Consider the following 23,905-nt stretch of genomic DNA (forward strand, 5'->3'; position numbering starts at 1 on the left):
ACGGCGCTCGCAAGCGCCCCCGCCTCCCCCTGCACCAGGACGGCACGGCCCTCGTGCCCCGGCTCCGGCTCCGGCTCCGGCTCCGGCTCCGGCTCCGGCTCCGGCTCCGGCTCCGGCAGTCGTACCACCCGGTCGGCGACCGCGAGCAGCGCCGGCCGGTGCACCACCAGCAGCACGGTCCGGCCGGCCGCCAGCCGTCGCACCGCCGCCACGATCTCGGCCTCGGTGGCACCGTCCAGCGCGGCCGTCGGCTCGTCGAGCAGCAGCACGGGCCGGTCGGCGAGAAACGCCCGGGCCAGCGCGAGGCGTTGCCGCTGCCCCGCGGACAGTCCCGCCCCGTCCTCACCGAGCGGCGTGTTGATGCCCTCGGGCAGCGCGGACACGAAGTCCAGTGCCCCCGCGTCCCGCAGGGCCCGCCGTACGGCGTCGTCGTCGGCGTCGGCGTCGGGCCGGGCCAGCCGCACGTTGTCGGCGACCGTCCCTGCGAACAGGTGCGGTCGCTGCGGCACCCAGGCGATCCGGCGGTGCCACTCGGCCAGGTCGAGGCCCGCGAGTTCGGCGCTCCCGATCCGTACGCGGCCCTCGTCGGGCCGCACGAACCCCAGCAGCACGTTCAGCAGCGTCGACTTGCCCGCCCCGCTCGGCCCGACCAGCGCGACCGTCTCACCCGGCTCCACGGAGAACGACACGTCCGTCACGGCGTCCGAGGAGCGCCCCGGGTAGCGGACCGTCACGCCGTCGAAGGACACGGCACCGGCCGGCACCGGCCCGCCCCCGGGCGCCGGGGCGGGTGTCTCCAGGACGGCGAAGATCTCCTCGGCGGCGGCGAGCCCTTCCGCCGCCGCGTGGTACTGGGCGCCGACCTGCCGCAGCGGCAGATACGCCTCGGGCGCCAGGATCAGGATGACCAGACCGATGTACAGGTCCATGTCGCCGTGGACGAGCCGCATGCCGATCGTCACGGCCACCAGCGCCACGGACAGCGTGGCGAGGAGTTCCAGCGCGAAGGAGGAGAGGAAGGCGATCCGCAGCGTTCGCATGGTCGCCCGCCGGTACTCGGCGGTGATCCGGCGGATCGACTCCGCCTGGGCCTTGGCCCGCCCGAAGACCTTGAGCGTCGGCAGCCCGGCGACGACGTCCAGGAAGTGCCCCGACAGCCGGGACAGCAGCTGCCACTGACGGTCCATCCGGGACTGGGTGGCCCAGCCGATCAGCACCATGAAGACCGGGATGAGCGGCAGGGTGCCGACGATGATGGCGGCCGACACCCAGTCCTCGGTGACGATCCGCGCCAGCACGGCCACCGGCACGACCACCGCAAGGCCCAACTGCGGGAGATAGCGGGAGAAGTAGCCGTCGAGAGCGTCGACCCCCCGGGTCGCCAGGGCGACCAGCGAACCGGTCCGCTGTCCGGCCAGCCACCCGGGTCCCAGCGCCGTCGCCCGCTCCAGCAGCCGCCCGCGCAGCTCGGACTTCACCGCGGCGCTCGCCCGGTGCGCGGCCAGCTCGGTCAGCCAGCCGACGAGCGCCCGGCCGACCGCCACGACGGCCAGCAGCACCAGGGGAGTGCCGAGGTCACCGGCGGACCTGCCGTGCTGGAACGCGCCCACCACCACCTCGGCGATGAGCATGGCCTGGGCGATGACCAGCCCCGCGCCTACGGCGCCCAGACCGACCACCGCGACAAGGAAGAGACGGGTGGCTCGGGCGTAACGGAGCAGGCGCGGGTCGATCGGTTTCACGTGAAACACACCTCAGTGCACGGGATCGGCGATGTGCTGGGTGCCGATCCGCTTGCGGAAGATCCAGTACGTCCAGCCCTGGTAGAGCAGGACGACCGGAGTGGCGATCACGGCCAGCCAGGTCATGATCTTCAGGGTGTAGGGGCTGGAGGAGGCGTTGGTGACGGTCAGGCTCCAGTCCGCGTTCAGGGTGGACGGCATGACGTTCGGGAACAGCGTCAGGAAGAGCATCGCCACGGCGGCCACGATGGTGACGCCGGAGAACGTGAACGACCATCCCTCGCGCCCCGCCCGGTTCGCCACCAGGGCCGCCACGAGCGCCGCCACGGCGACCACCAGCGCCACCAGGCTTGTGCCGTCCCCCTTGTCGGCCTGGGTCCAGAGCAGGAAGACCGCTGCCAGAACGGCGGTGACGAGCCCGACGCGGCCGGCCGTCGTCCGCGCCCGCTCCCGGATCTCCCCGACCGTCTTCAGCGCCGTGAACACCGCCCCGTGGAACGTGAACAGCGTCAGGGTGACCAGACCGCCCAGCAGTGCGTACGGGTTGAGCAGCTCCCAGACGCTCCCCACGTACTCGAAGTCCGCGTCGATCTTCACTCCGCGCACGATGTTCCCGAAGGCCACGCCCCACAGGAACGCCGGGATCAGCGAGGTCCAGAAGATCGCGGTCTCCCACCTGCGCTGCCAGCTCTCCTCCGGCCGCTTGGCCCGGTACTCGAAGGCGACGCCCCGGATGATCAGGCAGATCAGGATGGCGAGCAGCGGCAGATAGAAGCCGGAGAACAGCGTGGCGTACCACTCGGGGAAGGCGGCGAAGGTCGCCCCGCCGGCGGTGAGCAGCCACACCTCGTTGCCGTCCCAGACCGGTCCGATGGTGTTGATGAGCACCCGCTTCTCGGCGCGGTCGCGGGCCAGCAGCCGGGTGAGGATCCCGACTCCGAAGTCGAAGCCCTCCAGGAAGAAGTAACCGGTCCACAGGACCGCGATCAGGACGAACCAGACGTCGTGCAGTTCCATGACGGTGCAGCTCCCTCGGCCTAGTACGAGAAGGCCATCGGCTTGTCGGCGTCACGGAGATCGCCGCCGAGCTTCGTGGGCGGGTTGAGGTCGTTCTCGGTGAGCTCGGGCGGGCCCGCCTTGACGTACTTGGCGAGCAGCTTGACCTCGATGACGGCCAACGCGGCGTACAGCGCGGTGAAGACGGACATGGAGGTGATGACCTCGGCCGTGGAGACACCGGGGGAGACGGCGTCCCGGGTCTGCATCACGCCGTAGACGACCCAGGGCTGCCGGCCCATCTCGGTGAAGATCCAGCCCCATGAGTTGGCGATCAGTGGGAAGCCCATCGTCCACAGCGCCAGCAGCCAGTACAGCCGGCTCAGCCTGGTACCGAGCGGCTTCTTCAGCAGCACCAGATGCGGCACCTCGTCCTCGCCGGTGCGGTAGGCGGCCGGCAGCAGGAACTTCTTCCTGGTGAGCCACAGTCCCAGCAGGCCGAGGGAGAGGGACGCCATGCCGAAGCCGATCATCCAGCGGAAGCCCCAGTAGGCGACGGGCACGATGGGCTTGTAGTCGCCGGGGCCGAACTTCTCCTGGAGGGCCTCATTGGTGTCGTTGATGCCGGGCACGTACGACTCGAAGTCGCTGTGGGCGAGGAAGGACAGCAGACCCGGGATCTCCAGGGCGACCTTGTTGTGCCCCTTGTCGACGTCCCCGTACGCGAACACGGAGAAGGGCGCGGGCTTCTCGCCGTCCCACAGCGCCTCGGCGGCGGCCATCTTCATCGGCTGCTGCTCGTACATGACCTTGCCGAGGGTGTCGCCGCTGATGGCGGTGAACAGGCCGCCCACCGCAAGGGTGACCAGGCCGAGCCGCAGCGAGGTCCGCATCACCGGGATGTGCTTCTTGCGCATCAGGTGGAAGGCGGCGATGCCGACCATGAAGGCGCCGCCGGTGAGGAAGGCCGCCGAGAAGCTGTGGAAGACCTGGTTGAGGGTGGTGTTCTGGGTGAGCACCAGCCAGAAGTCCGTGAGCTCGGCGCGGCCCTTCTCCTCGTTGATCCGGTAGCCGACAGGGTGCTGCATCCAGGAGTTGGCCGCGAGGATGAAGTACGCCGAGAGCAGGGTGCCGATCGAGACCATCCAGATGCAGGCCAGGTGGATCTTCTTGGGCAGCTTGTCCCATCCGAAGATCCACAGGCCGATGAAGGTGGACTCGAAGAAGAAGGCGATCAGCGCCTCGAAGGCGAGCGGAGCGCCGAAGACGTCACCGACGAACCGCGAGTAGTCGGACCAGTTCATGCCGAACTGGAACTCCTGCACGATGCCGGTGACCACACCCATCGCGATGTTGATCAGGAAAAGCTTGCCCCAGAACTTGGTCGCCCTGAGGTACTTCTCCTTCTCCGTGCGCACCCACGCGGTCTGCAGTCCGGCGGTGAGGGCGGCCAGCGAGATCGTCAGGGGAACGAAGAGGAAGTGGTAGACGGTCGTGATGCCGAACTGCCATCGCGCCAGGGTTTCCGGCGCCAGAGCCAGGTCCACGTCGTCACTCCTTACCCGCGCTTGTGAACGCGTTCACATTCACAAGCAATTATGACCTACCGCTTTTCGCACCAGGAAGGGGGGTCCCTTGTGACGTCAATCCCTTGGCAAAAACTTCAACAGAATGTTGAATTCACGGCCATGAGCACACGCATCCGCATCTCATGGCCCGCAGGGCACCTCACCGCGACGCTCTCCGACACTCCCACCACACAGGCCCTTGCGAAGGCACTGCCGCTCGCCTCCACCGCCCGGACCTGGGGCGAGGAGGTGTACTTCGACACCGGTGTGGCTGTTTCACGTGAAACGGACGCACAGCAGGTCGTCGAGCCCGGCACGGTCGCCTTCTGGACCGACGGCGACGCCCTCGCGCTCCCCTACGGGCCCACACCGATCTCCCGCGGCGACGAATGCCGCCTGGCGAGCCCGTGCAACGTCCTGGGCCGGATCGACGACGACCCCCGCCTGCTCGCGACCGTCCGCGACGGCGACCCCATACGCGTGGAGCCGGCCGACGACTGAGTCGCCGACCGGCTCCGCTCTCTCCGTCGGACCGACGGACTAGAACTCCTTGCGGAAGTCTTCCGCCACCTTCAGGAAGATGTCGTTCGCCTCGGCCTCTCCGACCGTGACCCGCACACCCTCGCCGGGGAACGGCCGGATCACCACGCCCGCCTGCTCACACGCCTGCGCGAACGCCACCGTCCGCTCCCCCAGGCGCAGCCACACGAAGTTGGCCTGGGTCTCGGGCACCGTCCACCCCTGGGCCCGCAGCCCGTCCATCACGCGGTTGCGCTCGCACACCAGCGAGCCGACCCGGCCGATGAGCTCGTCCTCGGCCCGCAGCGAGGCGATCGCCGCGTCCTGGGCGATCTGGCTCACGCCGAACGGCACCGCCGTCTTGCGCAGCGCCGCCGCCACCGGCTCATGGGCGATCGCGAATCCGACGCGCAGCCCCGCCAGGCCGTAGGCCTTGGAGAAGGTCCGCAGCACACAGACGTTGGGCCGCTCCCGGTAGATCTCCACACCGTCCGGCACCTCGGGGTCCCGGATGAACTCGCGGTAGGCCTCGTCGAGGACCACGAGGACATCGCCGGGCACCCGGTCGAGGAAGCGCTCCAGCTCGGCCCGCCGCACCACCGTGCCGGTCGGGTTGTTGGGGTTGCAAACGAAGATCAGGCGCGTCCGGTCCGTGATCGCCGCGGCCATGGCGTCCAGGTCGTGCACATCGCCCGGGGTCAGCGGCACCTGTACGGACGTGGCGCCGCTGATCTGCGTGATGATCGGGTACGCCTCGAAGGACCGCCAGGCGTAGATCACCTCGTCGCCCGGTCCGGAGGTGGCCTGCAGCAGCTGCTGCGCGACGCCGACCGACCCCGTGCCCGTGGCGATGTGCGACGCGGGCACGGCGAAGCGCTCGGCGAGCTCGGCCATCAGGGCCGTACAGGCCATGTCGGGGTAGCGGTTGAAGGACGAGGCAGCGGCCGTGACGCTCTCCATCACGCCCGGGAGCGGCGGATAGGGGTTCTCGTTGGAGGACAGCTTGTAGGCCACCGGCCCACCGGCCGCCGCCGGCTTGCCCGGCTTGTACGTGGGGATCCCCTCCAGCTCGGCGCGCAGCCTGGGGCTCGTCTCGCTCACCGCAGTCCTCCTCGAGAAGACCGGCGGCCCATGACCGCCGCCGACATCAATACTGCTCACCTTATGAGGATTCCGTGCGGCTGCGTAGAGCGGCGGCGAGGACAGGGAAGCGAGGTCCCACCCGTCACAGGGGCAACACGGGCAACATCGCCCGTAGGCGCATGAAAGGCGTGCGCCGCGGGGGCGCGTCGCACATATATCTACGCGCCGGTGGCTCGCGCCGTAGCGCGCATCACCCGTGCAGGTGAGTTGAGACCTCTTCGCAACATCGCCGCCGCGACAGGCCCGCATGCACCGACACACCAGGTCCTGGCATGGAAGCGCTCAACACCCTTGCTATCCAAGGGAATTCATCATCGATGATCATGCAGAAACGTGCCTGTCAACGCCTGCATATGCGTCCGCCCTACCCCACCTCATGAGCCCTACTATCGGCTCGCCATGACAGCAGCAGGGAAGCACCAGGTGAGCCGCGCGGAAACCTCACGCCGAGGCAGCCGGCCGGGTCGAGCGGGCATCAGGGACGTGGCCGCCGCCGCCGGAGTCTCCATCACAACCGTCTCCGACGCCCTCAACGGCAAGGGCCGGCTCCCGGACGCCACCCGCCGGCACGTCCGCGAGGTCGCCGACCGGCTGGGCTACCGGCCCTCGGCCGCCGCCCGTACGCTCCGCACCGGCAAATCGGGCCTCATCGGCCTGACGGTGACGACATACGGGGATGAACCTTTCACCTTCACCGAGTTCGCGTACTTCGCGGAGATGGCGCGCGCCGCCACCTCCGCCGCGCTGGCCCGCGGCTACGCCCTCGTCATCCTGCCCGCGACCTCCCGCCACGACGTGTGGTCCAACGTCGCCCTGGACGGCACGGTCGTCATCGACCCCTCCGACCAGGACCCGGTCGTCAGCGAACTGGTCCGGCAGGGCTTACCGGTCGTCTCCGACGGGCGCCCGGCCGGCGCCCTGCCGGTCACCGCCTGGGTCGACAACGATCACGAGGCCGCGGTCCTCGGCATCCTCGACCATCTCGCCGACGCCGGCGCCCGCCGCATCGGCCTGCTGACCGGGACCACGACCGACACGTACACCCATCTCTCGACGACCGCGTATCTGCGCTGGTGCGAGCGCGTCGGCCAGGATCCGGTGTACGAGTCCTATCCGGCGCACGATCCGTGCGCGGGCGCCGTCGCCGCCGACCGGCTGCTCGCCCGCCCCGACCGCCCCGACGCCGTCTACGGCCTGTTCGACCCGAACGGCACCGACCTGCTCGCCGCCGCCCGCCGCTACGGATTGCGCGTCCCGGACGACCTGCTCCTCGTGTGCTGCAGCGAGTCCACCGTCTACGCCAACACCGAGCCGCCCATCACGACGCTCTCCCTCAAACCGCGCCGCATCGGCACGGCGGTCGTCCAGCTGCTCATCGACGCCATCGAGGGGGTCGAGTCCGACCACCCGGTGGAGCAGGTGATACCGACCGAGCTGATCGTGCGCACGTCGTCCCAGCGGCGTCCCCCGCGGACGACGGTCAGCCCGCCGAGGTCGCCGGAGGGTGCCTGACCGAGGACGTCTCCGGAGGAGGGGCGACGGGCTCCCGGAGGGGCGGAGCCCTTCGCCCGTGATCGCCTCCCGCGGCGGAGCCGTCGCTTCCGGAGAGTGAAGCGGCGACACTTCCGCGCCACTCCTCCGGGGGAACGGGACGCACGCCCGAAGAAACCAGCCCGCTCCCGCGCGAAGCGACCGGAGCAGGGATGCCCGTATGGCGGTCGAAGCCCGGCGCAAACGGGGCGAAAGCCGCGGTGAACTGGAGTCTTGCTCTGATTCACCACCCCTGGGTCATCACATGGCGCGATCCGCATTCCTATGATGGGCCCACGACACCGCGGGCCGCTGCGACCAGGCAGTCCGATGCGGTGCAGATGCGGCGCGATGGTGGAGGGGTCGATGACTCAGGGGGCCGGTCAGGGACCCGAGGTGGAGCGGACGGCGACGCTGCGCGACTTCCGGGTACCCGCGTACGTCCACGAGACCGGTCCGTACGCGCACAGCACCCACCCCGGCGACGTGGCCCCGCCGGCCGAGGAGACGTATCCGGAGGGATACACACCCACTCAGCGGGACCTCCCCGTCATCAATCGGGGTGACACTGTTCAGGTGACCGTCGATCCCACGTCCGTCCCCGCCCCGCAGCCGGCCACCGGCCCCGGCCCGCTCTACGTGGTCGGCGACGTCCACGGCTATCTCGACGAGCTGGTGGCGGCCCTCCAGGAGAAGGGCCTCATCGACTCCGCCGGCCAGTGGTGCGCGGGCACCGCGCGGCTGTGGTTCCTCGGCGACTTCACCGACCGCGGCCCGGACGGCATCGGCGTCATCGATCTGGTGATGCGCCTGTCCGCCGAGGCCGCCGCGGCCGGCGGCTACTGCAAGGCGCTGATGGGCAACCACGAGCTGCTGCTGCTCGGCGCCAAGCGGTTCGGCGACACCCCCGTCAACTCGGGCGCGGGCACCGCCACCTTCCAGGCGGCCTGGCTGCTCAACGGCGGCCAGAAGACGGACATGGACCGCCTCCAGGACCACCACCTGCAGTGGATGGCCCGCCTGGACGCCGTCGAGGAGGTCGACGGCCATCTGCTGCTGCACTCCGACACCACCGCCTACCTCGACTACGGCCGGTCCATCGAAGAGGTCAACGACACCGTCCGCGAGACGCTCACCCGCAACGACGCCGACGAAGTCTGGGACCTGTTCCGCAAGTTCACCAAGCGGTTCTCCTTCCGCGACGAAGGCGGCGCCGACGCGGTGCGCTCCCTTCTCGATACGTACGGCGGCACCCGCGTCGTTCACGGGCACAGCCCCATTCCGTATCTGCTGGGCGAGGTCGGCTCCGAGGACGGGGAGGACGACACCGGTCCCGTGGTCGAGGGACCGCATGTCTACGCCGACGGACTGGCCATCGCGATGGACGGCGGCGTGACGATGGCCGGAAAGCTGCTGGTCCAGCAACTGCCGCTCGCCATGTGAACGTTCACCGGATGCTGCTTCCACGGCCCCGTTCCATGGCTGTGCGGCGCGAATTTCGGTAAACCCCCTGTCACCACGCGCCGTCGCCGCTCTACCATCGGCTTATCCGTAGCAGGCTCCCCTCCGTTTCTGCCCGACGGCTCGTCAGCATGCCGAGCCCCAAGCCCTACGGAGCATCGGGGGATGCACATGAACAGCGTTCCGCAGCACCTGCTGAGCGAGGACCGCCAGGAATACGAGCGGATTCTCGATGAGGCGCTGCGCTCCGCACCACACCGCCCGGAACTCGCCGCTGTCGGACAGCGGCTCAACCCCGAACAACTGCGCACCATGGCGCTGGGCGCCACCGCGATCATCACGGCGGCCGCGGCGACCGAGTACCAGCACTATGTGAAGGTCCGTGAGGAACTGCGCCGGCCGCCGGTGACGGCCGACCCGGCCGTCCGTGACTCCGGCTCCGCCTCCGCCTCGGCTGAGCACGGCACGAACGCGGTGGGGCTCGCCGGCGCCATGGGCGAGGTGGCCGAGGCCGCCGGAGCCGGAGTCGTCGCCGTGGTCGCCGTCCTGGCTCCGGTGCTGGCCGGGACCGCGGCAGCGATCTTCCTGCTCGTCGGCTACGTCCTGCGGATGCTCGACCCGAACGCCGCGTTCGCCCAGACCATGCTCACCACGGGCTGGGTGTTCGGCGCCGTGACGGCGGTCGCCATCCTCGTCGCCGCGGTCGGACTGCTGCTCACCGCCCTGCGCAACAAGCCGTCCGCGCAGGGCGGGCCCTACTCGGAAGCCGACGGAGAACTGACTCGTGCCAGGGAGGCCTGGCGCGAGGCTCTGCTGGAACGCGGCATACTCCCGTTCCTGCGGGACGCCCTCGCCGAGCCCGGAGCGGCCACTCTGCACCGTACGGCGGCACCGTCCGCCCCCACCAGCCGCATCCCGCACCTCGGCTACGACCGCCCCGGCTTCACCAGCCCCGACGAAGGCCCGGCCCGCGGCCCCCGGCCCAGCTATTCCAGCCCGGACTACACCAGCCCGGACTTCGGAGGCCCGGAACACCAGCCGGACTGACCGGAACAGCGGCGGCACGGACAAGGCGACCGCGCCGCCGGACGGCCGGCTCGGGCGACCGGCCGTCCGGCGACCCCCCGCGGGGACGTCGCCGGCGTGCTCCGCCGCCGGGGTCAGTCCGCCAGCGGGAGGTAGACGCGGTTGCCCGCCGCGGCGAACTCCTTGGACTTCTGCGCCATGCCCTCCTCGATCTCGGCCCGGGTTCCGCCGTGTTCACGGCGGATATCCTGGGAGATCTTCATCGAGCAGAACTTCGGCCCGCACATCGAGCAGAAGTGGGCCGTCTTCGCCGGTTCCGCCGGCAGGGTCTCGTCGTGGAACTCGCGTGCCGTGTCCGGGTCGAGGGCCAGGTTGAACTGGTCCTCCCAGCGGAACTCGAAGCGGGCGTCGGACAGCGCGTCGTCCCACTCCTGCGCACCGGGGTGGCCCTTGGCGAGGTCCGCGGCGTGAGCAGCGATCTTGTAGGTGATGACGCCGGTCTTGACGTCGTCCCGGTTGGGCAGACCGAGGTGCTCCTTGGGCGTGACGTAGCAGAGCATGGCCGTGCCCCACCAGGCGATCATCGCGGCGCCGATGCCGGAGGTGATGTGGTCGTAGGCCGGCGCGACGTCCGTGGTCAGCGGGCCGAGCGTATAGAACGGAGCTTCATCGCAGATCTCCTGCTGAAGGTCGATGTTCTCCTTGATCTTGTGCATCGGGACATGTCCCGGGCCTTCGATCATGGTCTGCACGTTGAAACGCTTCGCGATCCGGTTGAGTTCCCCGAGGGTCCTCAACTCGGCGAACTGCGCCTCGTCGTTGGCGTCCGCGATGGAGCCCGGCCGCAGGCCGTCGCCGAGCGAGTAGGTGACGTCGTACGCGGCGAGGATCTCGCAGAGCTCCTCGAAGTGCTCGTAGAGGAACGATTCCTTGTGGTGCGCGAGGCACCACGCGGCCATGATCGATCCGCCGCGCGAGACGATGCCGGTCTTGCGGTTGGCGGTGAGCGGCACGTACGCGAGGCGCACGCCCGCGTGGACGGTCATGTAGTCCACGCCCTGCTCGGCCTGCTCGATGACCGTGTCCTTGTAGATCTCCCAGGTCAGTTCCTCGGCCTTGCCGTCGACCTTCTCCAGGGCCTGGTAGAGCGGCACGGTGCCGATGGGGACGGGGGAGTTGCGCAGGACCCACTCGCGGGTGGTGTGGATGTTGCGGCCGGTGGAGAGGTCCATGACCGTGTCGGCGCCCCAGCGGGTCGCCCAGTTCATCTTCTCCACCTCCTCCTCGATGGAGGACGTCACCGCCGAGTTGCCGATGTTGGCGTTCACCTTCACCAGGAACCGCTTGCCGATGATCATCGGCTCGATCTCCGGGTGGTTGACGTTGGCCGGCAGCACCGCCCGGCCCGCGGCGATCTCCTCGCGGACCACCTCGGGAGAGACGTTCTCCCGGATCGCCACGAACTCCATCTCGGGCGTGATCTCGCCCCGGCGCGCGTAGGCGAGCTGCGTGACCGCCCGGCCGTCACGGCCCCGGCGGGGCTGGCGCGGACGCCCGGGGAAGACGGCCTCCAGATTGCGCAGGCCGCCGCGCGGCGAGGTGTGCTTGATCCCGTCGTCCTCCGGGCGGACGGGCCGGCCCGCGTACTCCTCGGTGTCTCCGCGCGCGATGATCCAGTTCTCCCGCAGCGGCGCCAGGCCCCTGCGCACGTCGGTGTCGACGAGCGGATCGGTGTACGGGCCCGAGGTGTCGTACAGCGTGACCGACTGCCCGTTGGTGAGGTGCACCTGGCGGACCGGCACCCGCAGGTCGGGGCGGGTGCCCTCGACGTACGCCTTGTGCCAGCCGATGGACTTCCCGGTCTCCGTGTCGAGCGACGTCCCCGTCGTGTTCTGCGTGGAGGCAGGCGTGCGTGCGTCCTTGTTGGTCATGAGACCTATCTCCCTACGCCGGCATTACCCGGTAACAGGTTCGGCGGTCGACGCAGCGGTATCCGTCTGCCGACGTTTCATGTGAAACATCACTCGCGATGGGTGATGTTTCATGTGAAACATCGCTGGGACGGAGGTCAGCGCCCTCTCAGCCCGGTGCTCCGAGCTCCCGCGTGTACAAAAGGTGCCCCCACGCTAGCGTCAATCCTGGCGCGGTGAACAGAGGGCCCCCCTCGTTCTTGCGATGATCGGTCGGTGACTCCTTCGCAGCCTCCTTCGTTCCCACCGCCCGAACCGCCCCCTGGATCCGGCACCGGAACCGGTCACGGCCATGCGCACGGGCACAGTCACAGCCATGGCCCGGCCGCCCCCGTCTCCCAGCATCTGCGCAAGGTGATCGCGGCGATCCTCATCCCGTTCGCCACCGCGGTGCTGGTCGGCCTCGCCGTGCTGTGGCCCGGCGGCGCACCGGAGCACGAGCGGACCGGCGTCGGCTTCGACCGCCAGACGCAGGAGGCCACGGTCACCAAGGTGGTGGAGGTGAACTGCAAGGACGTGAACGCCTCAGGCGGCGTCCCGACCGGTGACACCTCCACCGCGGAGGGCTCCTCGGCCCAGCAGCAGGCGGACGGCACCTGCAAGAAGGCGACGATCCGGGTCGATTCCGGCAAGGACTCGGGCCGCACCTTCACCGAGATCGTGCAGCCGGACCAGTCCCGGCAGCTGAGCGAGGGCCAGGAGGTCGTGGTCGCGTACGAGCCCTCCGCGCCCGAGGACCTGCAGTACTCGGTGACGGACATCAACCGGCGGCTGCCCCTCGCCCTGCTCGCCGGCATCTTCGCGCTGGCCGTGGTGGTCGTGGGCCGGCTGCGCGGACTGATGGCGCTGGTCGCGCTGGCGATCAGCTTCCTGGTGCTGACCTACTTCATCCTGCCCGCGATCCTGCAGGGCTCCAACCCGCTGATCGTGGCGGTGGTCGGGGCGAGCGCCATCATGCTGCTCGCCCTGTATCTCTGTCACGGACTGTCCGCGCGGACGTCCGTGGCGGTGCTCGGCACCTTGATCTCGCTGCTGCTGATCGGCGTTCTCGGCTCGGTCTTCATCGGCTGGGCCGCGCTCACCGGCGACACCGACGACAACACCGGTCTGATCCACGGGCTCTACCCGGAGATCGACATGAGCGGTCTGCTGCTGGCCGGTGTCATCATCGGTTCGCTCGGTGTCCTCGACGATGTGACGGTCACCCAGACATCGGCGGTCTGGGAGCTGCACGAGGCCAACCCGTCGATGGGCTGGCGCGGGCTGTACCGGGCCGGTATCCGCATCGGCCGGGACCACATCGCGTCCGTGGTCAACACGCTGGTCCTCGCCTACGCGGGCGCCGCGCTGCCGCTGCTGCTGCTGTTCTCCATCGCGCAGAGCGGGGTGGGGACGGTCGCCAACAGCGAACTGGTCGCGGAGGAGATCGTCCGCACGCTGATCGGCTCCATCGGGCTGGTGGCGTCGGTACCGGTCACCACGGCGCTGGCCGCCCTGGTGGTCTCCGCCGACCGGCCGACGAACGGACGGGAACCGGCGCAGGGCGGACGCGAATCGGCGCAGGGCAACCGGCCGTTGGCGGCTCGGGGCGGCCGGGGCAGGCGCCGTAAGCGCTGAGGTCGGCTACTGGGAGGCGGGTCAATGGTGTCGCCGGGTCTTCCGTAGCACCGGCGGCTCCACGGCGGCAGCGGGCCCTTGGTCGGCCCTCGCCTTGAGGCGGCCCCGCCTCGAGCCACGCATCTGCCCCAACCACGGCACCGGCCCCGCAGAAGCGTTCCTGCACAGCGATACGGCCGCATGCCCATGGCGGAACTCCCTCAAGGATTCCGCCGAGGAACACCCTCTTGGCGTAACGCTTCACCCAGCGCTCTGTTCGGCCAGGATCCGGTCCAGCGCGTCGTCCAGGTGGGCGTCGAAGTCGGCGAGCGCTCCCTCCTGGCCCAGCGGCACCAGTTTGTCCGTGCGGTCGAGGAAGGCCACGAGCGGTGCCGTGGATGCCCGGAACAGCGCCTGGTCGCCGCCCACCTGAAGCCGGATCAGCACCTCGCCCAGCACCTCGGGGTCGACCGGCGAGACCCGTACATCGCCTTCCCCGCACGGGCGGCCGACCCCGTCGATCAGCAGTTCCCGGCCGAACGCCCAGGTCACCGGGGCATCCCCCGGAAGATGGAAGGTCAACCGCACGGCGTAGGGATCACAGGTGTCGTAGCGCAACTCCACCGGGATGCGGAAGGACAGCTCCTCCGACACGAGAAAGCTCATCATGACCTCTGCCTGTACGGACTCGCGCATCGCCTACCCCGTCATTCGACGCTGACTGGCCGGGACTGGACCCCTGGACACTGGTGGAATCTTGCTGAACGTACACAGCAGATCACAAGGAGTGAGTTTTCAGATACTGATAGAGAGCGCGAGCGTCCCGAGCAGCGCCCCCGCCTCGGCCTGCAACCGCTGTGCCGCGGGGAGCAACCGGTCGGCCTGATGTGCGGGCAGGGAGATGGCCATCGTCGCGGCCGTGCTGCCGACCGTGACGGGGATCGCCGCACAGACCGTCCCCACGGCATACTCCTGCCGTTCGATCACCAGGTCCATGCGCCGCGTCCGCTCCAGCCGGCGCAGAAGGCTGTGGCTGTCCCGGACGGTGTACGGCGTGAGGGGCTGGACCGGGTAGCGGTCGAGGTGGTCGCGCCGGGCCCGCTCGTCGAGCTGGGACAGCAGACACTGGCCGATCGCGTGCGCGTGACCGGTCTCCCGGAAGTCGGCCCACTCCTCGACCGCCGGATTGCCGGGGGTGTCCGAGACACACATGACGGTGATCTCGCCCTCGCGGTACACCGCGTAGTACACGGGGACGCCGATCGCGTCCCGCCAGCGGGCGAAGGCGTCGGCGACCGTGCTGCGACGTTTCTGCTGCGCCCCGGCCGCGCTCAGCCGCTCGGCCGCCTCGCCGAGGAAGAACAGCCCTTTGTCCCGGCGCAGATAGCCCTCGTGCACCAGCGTGCGCAGCAGGTGGTACGTCGTGGGAAGCGCCAGCCCCGTCTCGCGGGCCAGTTGCTTGGCCGGGGCGCCGTGCGCGTGACCGGCGACGGTCTCCAGCAGACGCATGGCGCGCTGGACGGAGCCGATGAGAGTCGCCGTGGGGCCGGACGCGGCGGCTCCGGATGCAGGGGGGTCCGGGGAGTGGGGCTGCGCGGGGACCGTGGGGAGGGGTGTGGGGGTGGTGAGTGACATGGCGGTTTCAGCCGTGGCCAAGGGTTACTCCCGATGCGAGGGGGCAGCCCGTGCGGAGGAACACGGGTGGGGGCGGACGCCGCTCGCGGGGATCGCCCCGCGTCGAGCTCCGGACTCTAACGGCCCCTCACCGCCACCGGACGGCCTGTCCGGGAAACTTCCCCCGCCCGAGGGAACCGGTGATCCCTGTTACCGCTCACCGGCCCCTCGTCGCGCTCACCAGTCGCCGCGCGACGTCGAACTCGACGTGAACTTCCGTACGACGTAGATGAGTCCGCCGACCAGGGCGACGAAGATCAGCACCTTGAACAGCAGCCCGATCACGAAGCCGACCACGCTCGCTATCAGCCCGCCGAACACGAACAGGGCGATGACCGGCACCGCGATCCACTTCACCCACCACGGCAGTCCCACGAAGATCTCTCGCATCGCCCTCGTCCTTACCTCTCCGCCCGTCATGTCCCGGGTCGCGTCGATGATGTTCCGCCTTCGATGCTAGGGCGGCGAAGGGCCCGGCGGGGGTCCCGGATCCCTTGTCCTCCCCTGACCGATCCCCTAGGGAACCCGGAGACGGTGCCTCAGCTCTCGGGCGGAGAGAACACCACCAGAACCCGCAGGTCCTCGCTGATGTGGTGGAACTTGTGCGCGACGCCGGCCGGTACGTAGACCACGCTGCCGCGTGCCACCTGCGTGGTCTCCATACCGACGGTGATCGCGGCGCGACCGCTGACGACGAAGTACACCTCGTCCTGGTTGTGCGGCTTCTGCGGATCCTGCTCGCCCGCGTCCAGGGCGTAGAGGCCGACCGACATGTTCCGCTCCCGCAGGAACTGGAGGTACGCCCCCTCGTTGGCGGCGCGTTCCGCCTCCAGTTCGTCCAGCCGGAATGCCTTCACTTTGTCCGCCCCTGCCTCACTGCTCTTGTCCGACGCTGTCTGCCACGATCAGACACATGAAGAATTTCCTAGTCAAGACGATCGCCAACGCGGGCGCCCTGGCGGTCGCGGTGTGGCTGCTCGACAAGATCACCCTGACCGGTGACAGCACGGGCAAGAAGGCCGGCACCCTGATACTCGTGGCGCTGCTCTTCGGCCTGGTCAACTTCCTGGTCAAGCCGGTCGTGAAGCTGCTGAGCCTGCCTCTGCTCATCCTGACGCTGGGCCTGTTCACCCTGGTGGTGAACGCGCTGATGCTGCTGCTCACCTCCTGGCTGGCCGACCAGCTCGACCTCAGCTTCCACGTCGAGGGCTTCTGGACCGCCGTGCTGGGCGGCCTGATCATCTCGGTGGTCTCCTGGGCGCTCAACGTCGTCCTGCCCGACGGGGACTGATCCCGATGACCTACCGCGTCTGTTTCGTCTGCACCGGCAACATCTGCCGCTCGCCGATGGCCGAGTCCGTCTTCCGCACGCGGGTGGCGGAGGCCGGCCTGGAGGGCCTGGTCGAGGTCGACAGCGCCGGCACGGGCGGCTGGCACGAGGGGGACGGCGCCGATCCCCGCGCAGTGGCCGTCCTGGAGGAGAACGGCTACGGCACCGGTCACACGGCCCGCCAGTTCGACCCTTCCTGGTTCGCCCGCCTCGATCTCGTCATCGCCCTCGACTCGGGCCACCTCAGGGCGCTGCGCCGTCTGGCCCCCACGCGGCGCGACGCGGACAAGGTGCGACTGCTGCGTTCCTACGACCCCGCGGCCGGCGGTGATCACGACGTGCCCGACCCGTACTACGGGGACGCCGACGGCTTCGACGCCTGCCTTGAGATGGTGGAGGCGGCGAGCACGGGGCTGCTCGCCGCGGTACGCGAGCAGGTGGAGGGACGTGCGGCATGAGTGACGCGACGGCGAACGACGGACACGGAACGGGCGAGGAGGCGGCGTCCTGGGGCGCCGGCGCTTCCTCCGGCGAGGGCTCCGCGCCCCATTCCGCCGACGGGCCGGGGTTCCCGGCCGGTGCCGGGGACGGGACCCGCGCCGTGCGCGCCGGGCTGCCCGAGCCGGTCAAGCACGAGCCGACCCTTCCGGGCCCCGTGTTCGCCGCCCACTTCCACCTGCCGGGCGACCCGACGGGCCCCTACACCTACGGCCGGGACGAGAATCCCACCTGGACGCTGCTCGAACGGGCCATCCGCGAGCTGGAGGCGCCTGGGCAGGACGGTGCCGAGACACTGGTGTTCGCGTCGGGCATGGCCGCGATCTCCTCGGTGCTCTTCTCCCAGCTGCGCACGGGCGACGCGGTGGTGCTGCCGGACGACGGCTACCAGGCGCTGCCTCTGGTGCGGACGCAGCTGGAGGAATACGGCATCGAGGTGCGCACCGCGCCGACGGGCGGCGACGCCCAGCTCGACGTCCTCGACGGTGCGCGGCTGCTGTGGATCGAGACGCCGTCGAACCCGGGGCTGGATGTGTGCGACGTGCGCCGGCTGGCCGACGCGGCACACGCGCGTGGAGCCCTCGTGGCCGTCGACAACACCCTGGCGACGCCGCTCGGCCAGCGCCCGCTGGAGCTCGGCGCCGACTTCGTGGTCGCGAGCGGGACCAAGCAGCTCACCGGGCACGGCGACATCCTCCTGGGGTACGTCACCGGCCGGGACGGCGAGGCGATGGCGGCCGTGCGCAGGTGGCGCAAGATCGTCGGTGCGATTCCCGGGCCCATGGAGGCGTGGCTCGCACACCGTTCGATCGCCACGCTCCAGCTGCGGGTCGACCGGCAGAACGCCACCGCGCTCGCGCTCGCCCAGGCACTCCAGGGGCGGCCCGAAGTGACCGGGCTCCGGTATCCGGGACTGCCGGACGACCCCTCGCACAAGGTCGCCTCGCAGCAGATGCGGCGCTACGGGTGCGTGGTCTCCTTCACGCTTCCCTCGCGCGCGCGTGCCGACCGTTTTCTCGAGGCGCTGCGGCTCGTGGACGACGCGACGAGTTTTGGTGGCGTGCGGTCCACCGCGGAACGGCGTGGTCGCTGGGGCGGTGACGCCGTGCCGGAGGGCTTCGTCCGCTTCTCCGTCGGGTGCGAGGACCCGGAGGACCTGGTGGCCGATGTGCTGCGGGCCCTGGACGCATCAGCCGCCTGACCACGTGCCCTGCCGGTTGGACAGAGCCGGCGCAGCGCGACGGACGGTCCGAGCCTCCCCCCTCGTGGCTCGGACCGTCCTCGGTTCTGCGCGCGAAGAACTGCGCGACCAAGGCTAGTTGACTCGTAGTCAGTGTCCAATCACAGTAGCGACAGCGACCTATCGACTTATTTATAGTTGGGCGTCCACGGGGGCCGGGGCGGGAGTGGGAACAAAGGGGAGGGTGTGCCGTGGATCTGGCCTTGCTGCGGACCTTCGTGACCGTGCACCGGGCCGGTTCCTTCACCCGTGCCGCCACGCTGCTCGGCCTGTCGCAGCCGGCCGTGACCTCCCAGATACGGACCCTGGAACGGCAGCTCGGACGGCCTTTGTTCTTACGTCAGGCCCGTGGGGTGACGCCCACGACCATCGGCGACGAACTCGCCCACAAGGCGGCGCCGCATCTCGACGCCCTGGTCGAGATCGCCGAGACCGGGATCGAGGAGGACTCCTCCTTACGCACGCTGCACTTGGCCGGGCCTCCCGAGTTCACAGCGGAACGGGCGCTGCCCGTGCTCACGAAGCTGACCGGCGAGGACGGCCAGGGCCTCGCCCTGCGCGCCTCCTTCGGAACCGCCGAGGAGGCGCTGGAGGGGCTGGCCGCCGGTCATCACGATCTGGCCATCAGCACGATCCTGCCGCGCGGTGCCCTGCTATCGGCGACCGCTCTCTGCGACGAGGAGCATGTGCTGGTCGCCGCTCCCCGCTGGGCCGAGCGGATCGACGCCGAGAAGCTCCCGCGCACCGGCGCATCCGTTCTGGAGAAGGTGCCGGTGGTCGAGGTGCACGAGTCGCTGCCCTTCGTCTCCCGCTATTGGGCTTCCGTCTTCGACTCCCGCCCCGTTGCCACGGGCACCGTCATCGTTCCGGATCTCCGCGCGGTGCTGGCATGCGCGGCCGCCGGTGCCGGGCTGGCGGTACTGCCGCGCTATCTGTGTACGGAGGCGATCGAACGGGGCGATGTGATCGCACTGCACGAACCGGCGGTTCCTCCGTTGCGGACGTACTTCCTGGTCGTCCGCACGGGAACGCTGGCCCTGCCCCATGTCGCGCGCGCCCATGAGTGGTTGCAGCGAGCGGCGGAGGACTGGTGCTGACCCGTCGGGGCGATGCGGCACACGCCGCATGCGAGCGGTGACGGCATGCGATGTTTCACGTGGAACATGCCGGGCCACATTTCTCCCATGACCGTCCGACCCGTGGTCAAGCGCACCGCCCGTGCCGTTCTGCTGGACGGCGACGACCTGATCCTGATCAAGCGCACCAAGCCCGGCATGGATCCCTACTGGCTCACCCCTGGCGGCGGGGTCGAGCCATCGGACCCGACCGTCGTCGACGCCCTGCACCGCGAGGTGTACGAGGAACTCGGCGCGAAGATCACCGATGTGGTGCCCTGCTTCGTCGACACGGTGGAGCACATCGGCGAGGACGGCGGTGCCACCGGTGTGAAGGTGCAGCACTTCTTCGTCTGCCGTCTCGAATCCATGGACCCCTCCCTGCGCCATGGCCCGGAGGTCGACGAGCCGACCGGTGAGTACGAGATCGTCCGCGTACCGTTCACCCGCGTCGGCATCGCCTCCGTCCACCTCGTTCCGCTGTCCCTGCGGCACTACCTGGACGGCAACATCGAGGGCGTCCGCGCCATGCATGCCCCCGACTTGGGCTGACCGCTCGGCCACGCGGAGTTGGTCACTCGGGGTTCAGGCATGTTTCACGTGAAACGGGGGGGCGGCCAGGGCCGAGTCCTGTCAGTCGGCGAGAGCATGGCCAAAAGCGCCTGCCGATCTGTGGAAACAGGTGGACGGCGGCGGCCCCTGTCGTACAGCCTGACCTGCGTGTCGACACCTTCTGTTGCTTCCCTGCCCATCCGCCGCCTGACGCTTCGCGATCTCCACGCCTGCGCCGACCTGTCCGAGGACCGGGGGTGGCCTCGGGAGGAGCACAAGTGGGGCCTCCTCCTCTCGGCCGGGCAGGGCTACGGGGTCGACGACCCCGACGGCGGGCTGGTCACCGCCTGTGTCGTCACCGAGTACGGGCCACAGGAGCGCCCCGTCCTGGGTGCGATCGGCATGGTGCTCGTCGCCGAACGGCACGCCCGTCGCGGGATCGGCCGCCGGCTCATGCGCCATGTGCTCGACGAGATGGGCACCACGCCCCTCACGTTGCACGCGACGCCGTACGGCCGGCCTCTCTACGAGGAACTCGGCTTCAAGGTCACTGGGCGCGCGGAGATGCTGCGCGGGCACTTCGTCCCCGACGGCACAGTGTCCGAGGTCGCCACGCGTGCCGCGACCGCCGAGGACCTTCCGGGAATCCTCCGGCTCGATCACGAGGTGTTCGGGGCGGACCGCACGCACGTCCTCACCCGCCTCCCGGCCTTCGCCGATCAACTGCGGGTCGCCGAGGCGGAGGGTCGCCTCATCGGATACGCGGCGGCCTGGCCCAACATGGACACGCATGTCGTGGGCCCGCTGATCGCCCGTGACACGGCGACGGCCAAGGCCCTCATCGCCTCGCTCGCCGACCACACCGACCGTCCGCTGCGCACCGACATCGACGTCCGGCACGAGGGGCTGCTGGACTGGGCGAAGCAGCACGGCCTCGCGTCCGTCGCCTTCAACGCGGTCATGACGTACGGCATCGCGGACCTACCGGGTGACTGGAGCCGCCGTTTCGCGCCGCTGACGGTCGCGGCGGGCTGAGACCGAGAAGGGGGTGGCGCCCGCTGAGGGCGCCGCCGTTCTCAGCCGAGGAGCGCGATGGCGGCCTCCGCGAAAGCGTGATCCTGCTCCGGCGCACCGCCGCCCACACCGATCGCGCCGATCAGACGACCCTCACGCCGAAGGGGCAGCCCGCCGGCGATGAACAGCAGCGGCCGGTCGAGTGCGGTCGGCAGCGTGTGGAACGGACCCCCGGGCTGCACGGCCCCGACGAGATCAGCGGTGGGCGCGTTCAGCTGCAGGGCCGTGTACGCCTTGCGGGTGCTGGTCTCGCCGGAGATCAGCACGGCGCGGTCGTCCCGCCGGAAGGCGAGCAGATGTCCGCCGGCGTCGAGCACCGTGACGCTGACGGTGGCTCCGGCTGCCTCGGCGGCCCGACGCGCCGCGGTGACGAGTGCTTCGGCGTCCGCCGTGGTGAGCGGGGCGACGGCTGTGGTGGTGCTCATGAGGGTTCTCCTTGAGGTGCGGGGTCTTACGACTTGCTCTGCGGAGGGGGGCCGGTGCTGTGGGGCGGCCCTGACCCGCAGCCACGGCTCACGGGTCAGTGGATGAGGACGCCGCGCTGCTCGGCGGGGGCGGAGCCGGCGACCACGGTCCCGGTGCGTGCCTCCCGGCGCTCCAGGGCGGCCGAGACGAAGGCCAGGACCAGAGCGGCCGCGGCGAGGGCGGCGCCGACCCAGTTGGGCGCGGTGTAGCCGAGACCGGCCGCGATCACCAGTCCACCGAGCCAGGCGGACAGGGCGTTGCCGAGATTGAAGGCGCCGATGTTGACGGCCGAGGCCAGCGTGGGGGCACCGTGGGCCTGGTCCAGTACACGCTTCTGCAGCGGCGGAACGCTGGCGAAGCCCAGGGCTCCGATCAGGGCGATGGTGACGGCCGCGAGGACCTTGTCGTGCGCGGTCAGGGTGAACAGCGCGAGGACCACGGCGAGGGCCCCAAGGGACACGTACAGCATGGGCATCAGGGCGCGGTCCGCATACCTGCCGCCGACGAGATTGCCGCCCACCATGCCGAGGCCGAAGAGGACGAGCAGCCAGGTGACCGAGCCGTCGGCGAAGCCGGCGACGTGGGTCATCATCGGCGCGATGTAGGTGATGGCCGCGAAGACTCCGCCGAAGCCGAGGACGGTCATCGCCATGGCGAGCAGCACCTGGACGTTCTTGAGGGCGGCCAGCTCGTGGCGCAGCCGCACACCCTCGGGCTTGGGCAGGTCCGGCACGAGCCGGGCGACCCCGGCCAGTCCGACGACACCGAGCACGGCGACGATGCCGAAGGTGACGCGCCAGCCGATGGACTGGCCGACGAGGGTGCCGAGCGGGACGCCGACGACATTGGCGACGGTGAGGCCGGTGAACATCAGGGCGATGGCTCCGGCCTTCTTGTCCGGGGCGACCAGGTCCGCGGCGACCACCGAGCCGATGCCGAAGAAGGCTCCGTGGGCCAGCGAAGCGACGACACGTCCGAGCAGCATGACGCCGAAGGCGGGTGCCAGCGCCGAGAGCAGGTTGCCGGCGATGAACAGGCCCATCAGCAGCATCAGCATCCGCTTGCGGGAGACCCGGGTGCCGAGGGCGGTCATCAGCGGCGCACCGAGCACGACACCCAGGGCGTAGCCGGTCACCAGGTAGCCGGCGGTGGGGATGGAGACGCCGAAGTCACCCGCGACCTCGGGCAGCAAGCCCATGATCACGAACTCCGTGGTTCCGATCCCGAAGGCCCCGATCGCCAGGGCCAGAAGCGCGAGAGGCATGAGGACAGACCTTCCAGGTCGTTGCAGGAGCGCTTTACGTGCTTCGACAATAGTTGCAGGCGCGTTTTATTTGCAAGCGCGGTCTATTGCGCCGCTGCTCTATCCTGGGTTCAGCCGCTCCTGGACGGAGGAAACGCCCATGACCGCCACGGATCCCGCCCTCACCGCCCTCGCCCAGGGCTGGTGCGCCCTTTCCCTGCTGCACGGGAGGATCGAGGCGCACATCGAGCGCGCTCTTCAGGCCGGGCACGACCTGAGCGTGCGCGAGTACTCCCTGCTCGACGTGCTGAGCCGGCAGCACGACGGCGAGGGCGGCCATCTGCAGATGAAGCAGGTCGCCGACGCGGTGGTCCTCAGCCAGAGCGCCACCACCCGGCTGGTCACGCGGCTCGAGGACCGAGGGCTGCTGGAGCGCTATCTGTGCCCCACGGACCGGCGTGGCATCTACACCAATGTCACGGAGGCCGGTCTCCAGCTTCTGGAGGAGGCCCGGCCGACCAATGACGCCGCCCTGCGCCAAGCCCTGGACGAAGCGGCGAAGAACCCCGATCTGGCCCCTCTGGTCCGCGCCGTCGAGACCCTCAAGGCGCCGGTCCCCGCATAGAGCGAGGCCGGCCACGCTGCGTACGCTGCGGCCATGGGAGATCTTGAGATACGCACCGCGGTCGCCGACGACATCCCCGCCATCGTCGGCATGCTCGCCGACGATCCCTTGGGCGCCGAACGCGAGTCGCCGGACGACCTCGGCCCCTACCTGGCCGCGTTCGAACGGCTCAGCTCCGATCCGAACCAGCATCTGGTCGTCGCGGTTCGCGGGGGTCGGGTCATCGGCACGCTGCAGCTCACCATCGTTCCCGGGCTGTCGCGCCGCGGTGCCACCAGGTCGATCATCGAGGGCGTCCGCATCCACGCCGCCGAGCGGGGCAGCGGCCTGGGCACGCGGCTCATCGAGTGGGCCGTCGACGAGTCCCGTCGCCAGGACTGCCGACTGGTCCAGCTGACGTCGGACAGCAGCCGCACCGATGCCCGCCGCTTCTACGAGCGGCTCGGATTCACTGCGTCCCATGTCGGCTTCAAGCTGGCGCTGTAGCAGACGTGCGGCGTCACCGTACGAGACGAGCCGGGCGCTGTTTCACGTGAAA

The 23,905-nt window shown here is 69.9% G+C and carries 24 protein-coding genes; 13 read left to right on the top strand and 11 right to left on the bottom strand.

Going from position 1 to position 23,905, the window contains the following annotated elements:
- From cydD to N4P33_RS04460, 3 genes are all read right to left on the bottom strand, one after another.
- The coding region (gene cydD / locus N4P33_RS04450; RefSeq protein WP_260824872.1) for a thiol reductant ABC exporter subunit CydD at nt 1-1,742 on the bottom strand (1,742 nt) is incomplete at its 3' end.
- Nucleotides 1,743-1,754: 12 nt separating this feature from the next.
- A complete protein-coding gene (gene cydB / locus N4P33_RS04455) occupies nt 1,755-2,759 on the bottom strand; it encodes a cytochrome d ubiquinol oxidase subunit II (RefSeq protein WP_260824873.1) in 1,005 nt (334 codons plus the stop codon).
- A gap of 20 nt (nt 2,760-2,779) precedes the next feature.
- Nucleotides 2,780-4,285 carry a cytochrome ubiquinol oxidase subunit I gene (locus N4P33_RS04460; protein WP_260824874.1) on the bottom strand — a complete coding sequence of 502 codons (1,506 nt, stop codon included), beginning with the start codon at nt 4,283-4,285 and terminating at the stop codon, nt 2,780-2,782.
- 141 nt (nt 4,286-4,426) lie between these two features.
- Here N4P33_RS04460 and N4P33_RS04465 point away from each other — a divergent pair, with 141 nt between their 5' ends.
- Nucleotides 4,427-4,807 (top strand): cyclophilin-like fold protein, encoded by a 381-nt coding sequence (locus tag N4P33_RS04465; RefSeq protein WP_260824875.1) that lies wholly within the window; start codon nt 4,427-4,429, stop codon nt 4,805-4,807.
- Between the two features lie 39 nt (nt 4,808-4,846).
- Here the strand turns inward: N4P33_RS04465 and hisC are convergent, their stop codons facing one another.
- Nucleotides 4,847-5,926, bottom strand: a complete 1,080-nt coding sequence (gene hisC / locus N4P33_RS04470; RefSeq protein ID WP_260824876.1) for a histidinol-phosphate transaminase — start codon at nt 5,924-5,926, stop codon at nt 4,847-4,849.
- 441 nt (nt 5,927-6,367) lie between these two features.
- Here hisC and N4P33_RS04475 point away from each other — a divergent pair, with 441 nt between their 5' ends.
- The 3 genes from N4P33_RS04475 (at nt 6,368) to N4P33_RS04485 (ending at nt 10,006) form a co-directional block, all read left to right on the top strand.
- A complete protein-coding gene (locus N4P33_RS04475; RefSeq protein ID WP_260824878.1) occupies nt 6,368-7,480 on the top strand; it encodes a LacI family DNA-binding transcriptional regulator in 1,113 nt (370 codons plus the stop codon).
- A gap of 369 nt (nt 7,481-7,849) precedes the next feature.
- Nucleotides 7,850-8,941, top strand: a complete 1,092-nt coding sequence (locus tag N4P33_RS04480) for a metallophosphoesterase (RefSeq protein ID WP_260824879.1) — start codon at nt 7,850-7,852, stop codon at nt 8,939-8,941.
- A 183-nt stretch (nt 8,942-9,124) separates the two neighbouring features.
- Complete coding sequence (locus N4P33_RS04485) at nt 9,125-10,006, top strand: hypothetical protein (protein ID WP_260824880.1); 882 nt, start codon at nt 9,125-9,127, stop codon at nt 10,004-10,006.
- 113 nt (nt 10,007-10,119) lie between these two features.
- Here N4P33_RS04485 and thiC read toward each other — a convergent pair whose 3' ends face one another.
- Complete coding sequence (gene thiC, locus N4P33_RS04490) at nt 10,120-11,916, bottom strand: phosphomethylpyrimidine synthase ThiC (protein ID WP_260824882.1); 1,797 nt, start codon at nt 11,914-11,916, stop codon at nt 10,120-10,122.
- Nucleotides 11,917-12,171: 255 nt separating this feature from the next.
- Here thiC and N4P33_RS04495 point away from each other — a divergent pair, with 255 nt between their 5' ends.
- The gene (locus N4P33_RS04495; RefSeq protein ID WP_260824883.1) at nt 12,172-13,572 is read left to right on the top strand and encodes a YibE/F family protein; all 1,401 of its coding nucleotides are present in this window, start codon (nt 12,172-12,174) and stop codon (nt 13,570-13,572) included.
- A gap of 240 nt (nt 13,573-13,812) precedes the next feature.
- Here the strand turns inward: N4P33_RS04495 and N4P33_RS04500 are convergent, their stop codons facing one another.
- The 4 genes from N4P33_RS04500 to N4P33_RS04515 all read right to left on the bottom strand — a co-directional run bounded on the left by N4P33_RS04500 (nt 13,813) and on the right by N4P33_RS04515 (nt 16,082).
- Nucleotides 13,813-14,247 carry an SsgA family sporulation/cell division regulator gene (locus N4P33_RS04500; RefSeq protein ID WP_260824884.1) on the bottom strand — a complete coding sequence of 145 codons (435 nt, stop codon included), beginning with the start codon at nt 14,245-14,247 and terminating at the stop codon, nt 13,813-13,815.
- Between the two features lie 99 nt (nt 14,248-14,346).
- Nucleotides 14,347-15,060, bottom strand: coding sequence for an IclR family transcriptional regulator (locus N4P33_RS04505; RefSeq protein ID WP_260824936.1), 714 nt, complete (start codon nt 15,058-15,060; stop codon nt 14,347-14,349).
- Nucleotides 15,061-15,402: 342 nt separating this feature from the next.
- Nucleotides 15,403-15,615: a DUF5326 family protein gene (locus N4P33_RS04510; protein ID WP_260824885.1), complete on the bottom strand. Its 213-nt coding sequence runs from the start codon at nt 15,613-15,615 to the stop codon at nt 15,403-15,405.
- Between the two features lie 149 nt (nt 15,616-15,764).
- Nucleotides 15,765-16,082: a cupin domain-containing protein gene (locus N4P33_RS04515; protein WP_260824887.1), complete on the bottom strand. Its 318-nt coding sequence runs from the start codon at nt 16,080-16,082 to the stop codon at nt 15,765-15,767.
- 56 nt (nt 16,083-16,138) lie between these two features.
- Here N4P33_RS04515 and N4P33_RS04520 point away from each other — a divergent pair, with 56 nt between their 5' ends.
- The 6 genes from N4P33_RS04520 (at nt 16,139) to N4P33_RS04545 (ending at nt 20,995) form a co-directional block, all read left to right on the top strand.
- The gene (locus tag N4P33_RS04520; protein WP_260824888.1) at nt 16,139-16,516 is read left to right on the top strand and encodes a phage holin family protein; all 378 of its coding nucleotides are present in this window, start codon (nt 16,139-16,141) and stop codon (nt 16,514-16,516) included.
- Between the two features lie 5 nt (nt 16,517-16,521).
- Nucleotides 16,522-17,013: a low molecular weight protein-tyrosine-phosphatase gene (locus N4P33_RS04525; protein ID WP_260824890.1), complete on the top strand. Its 492-nt coding sequence runs from the start codon at nt 16,522-16,524 to the stop codon at nt 17,011-17,013.
- The gene (locus N4P33_RS04530; RefSeq protein WP_260824891.1) at nt 17,010-18,254 is read left to right on the top strand and encodes a cystathionine gamma-lyase; all 1,245 of its coding nucleotides are present in this window, start codon (nt 17,010-17,012) and stop codon (nt 18,252-18,254) included. Before N4P33_RS04525 ends, N4P33_RS04530 begins: the two co-directional genes overlap by 4 nt.
- 230 nt (nt 18,255-18,484) lie before the next feature.
- Nucleotides 18,485-19,390, top strand: coding sequence for a LysR family transcriptional regulator (locus N4P33_RS04535; protein WP_260824892.1), 906 nt, complete (start codon nt 18,485-18,487; stop codon nt 19,388-19,390).
- A gap of 87 nt (nt 19,391-19,477) precedes the next feature.
- Nucleotides 19,478-19,960 carry an NUDIX domain-containing protein gene (locus N4P33_RS04540; protein WP_260824893.1) on the top strand — a complete coding sequence of 161 codons (483 nt, stop codon included), beginning with the start codon at nt 19,478-19,480 and terminating at the stop codon, nt 19,958-19,960.
- Between the two features lie 168 nt (nt 19,961-20,128).
- Nucleotides 20,129-20,995: a GNAT family N-acetyltransferase gene (locus N4P33_RS04545; RefSeq protein ID WP_260824894.1), complete on the top strand. Its 867-nt coding sequence runs from the start codon at nt 20,129-20,131 to the stop codon at nt 20,993-20,995.
- A gap of 41 nt (nt 20,996-21,036) precedes the next feature.
- Here the strand turns inward: N4P33_RS04545 and N4P33_RS04550 are convergent, their stop codons facing one another.
- Nucleotides 21,037-21,459 (bottom strand): heme-binding protein, encoded by a 423-nt coding sequence (locus N4P33_RS04550; protein WP_260824895.1) that lies wholly within the window; start codon nt 21,457-21,459, stop codon nt 21,037-21,039.
- A 95-nt stretch (nt 21,460-21,554) separates the two neighbouring features.
- Nucleotides 21,555-22,763 (bottom strand): MFS transporter, encoded by a 1,209-nt coding sequence (locus N4P33_RS04555; protein WP_260824896.1) that lies wholly within the window; start codon nt 22,761-22,763, stop codon nt 21,555-21,557.
- A 139-nt stretch (nt 22,764-22,902) separates the two neighbouring features.
- On the opposite strand from N4P33_RS04555, the gene N4P33_RS04560 reads away from it, so the two are divergent.
- Both N4P33_RS04560 and N4P33_RS04565 read left to right on the top strand, forming a co-directional pair.
- Nucleotides 22,903-23,367: a MarR family winged helix-turn-helix transcriptional regulator gene (locus N4P33_RS04560; protein WP_260824897.1), complete on the top strand. Its 465-nt coding sequence runs from the start codon at nt 22,903-22,905 to the stop codon at nt 23,365-23,367.
- A gap of 33 nt (nt 23,368-23,400) precedes the next feature.
- The gene (locus N4P33_RS04565; RefSeq protein ID WP_260824898.1) at nt 23,401-23,853 is read left to right on the top strand and encodes a GNAT family N-acetyltransferase; all 453 of its coding nucleotides are present in this window, start codon (nt 23,401-23,403) and stop codon (nt 23,851-23,853) included.
- Nucleotides 23,854-23,905 lie beyond the last annotated feature (52 nt).

The sequence above is a fragment of the Streptomyces sp. 15-116A genome (assembly GCF_025290915.1).
Classification (GTDB): Bacteria; Actinomycetota; Actinomycetes; order Streptomycetales; family Streptomycetaceae; genus Streptomyces.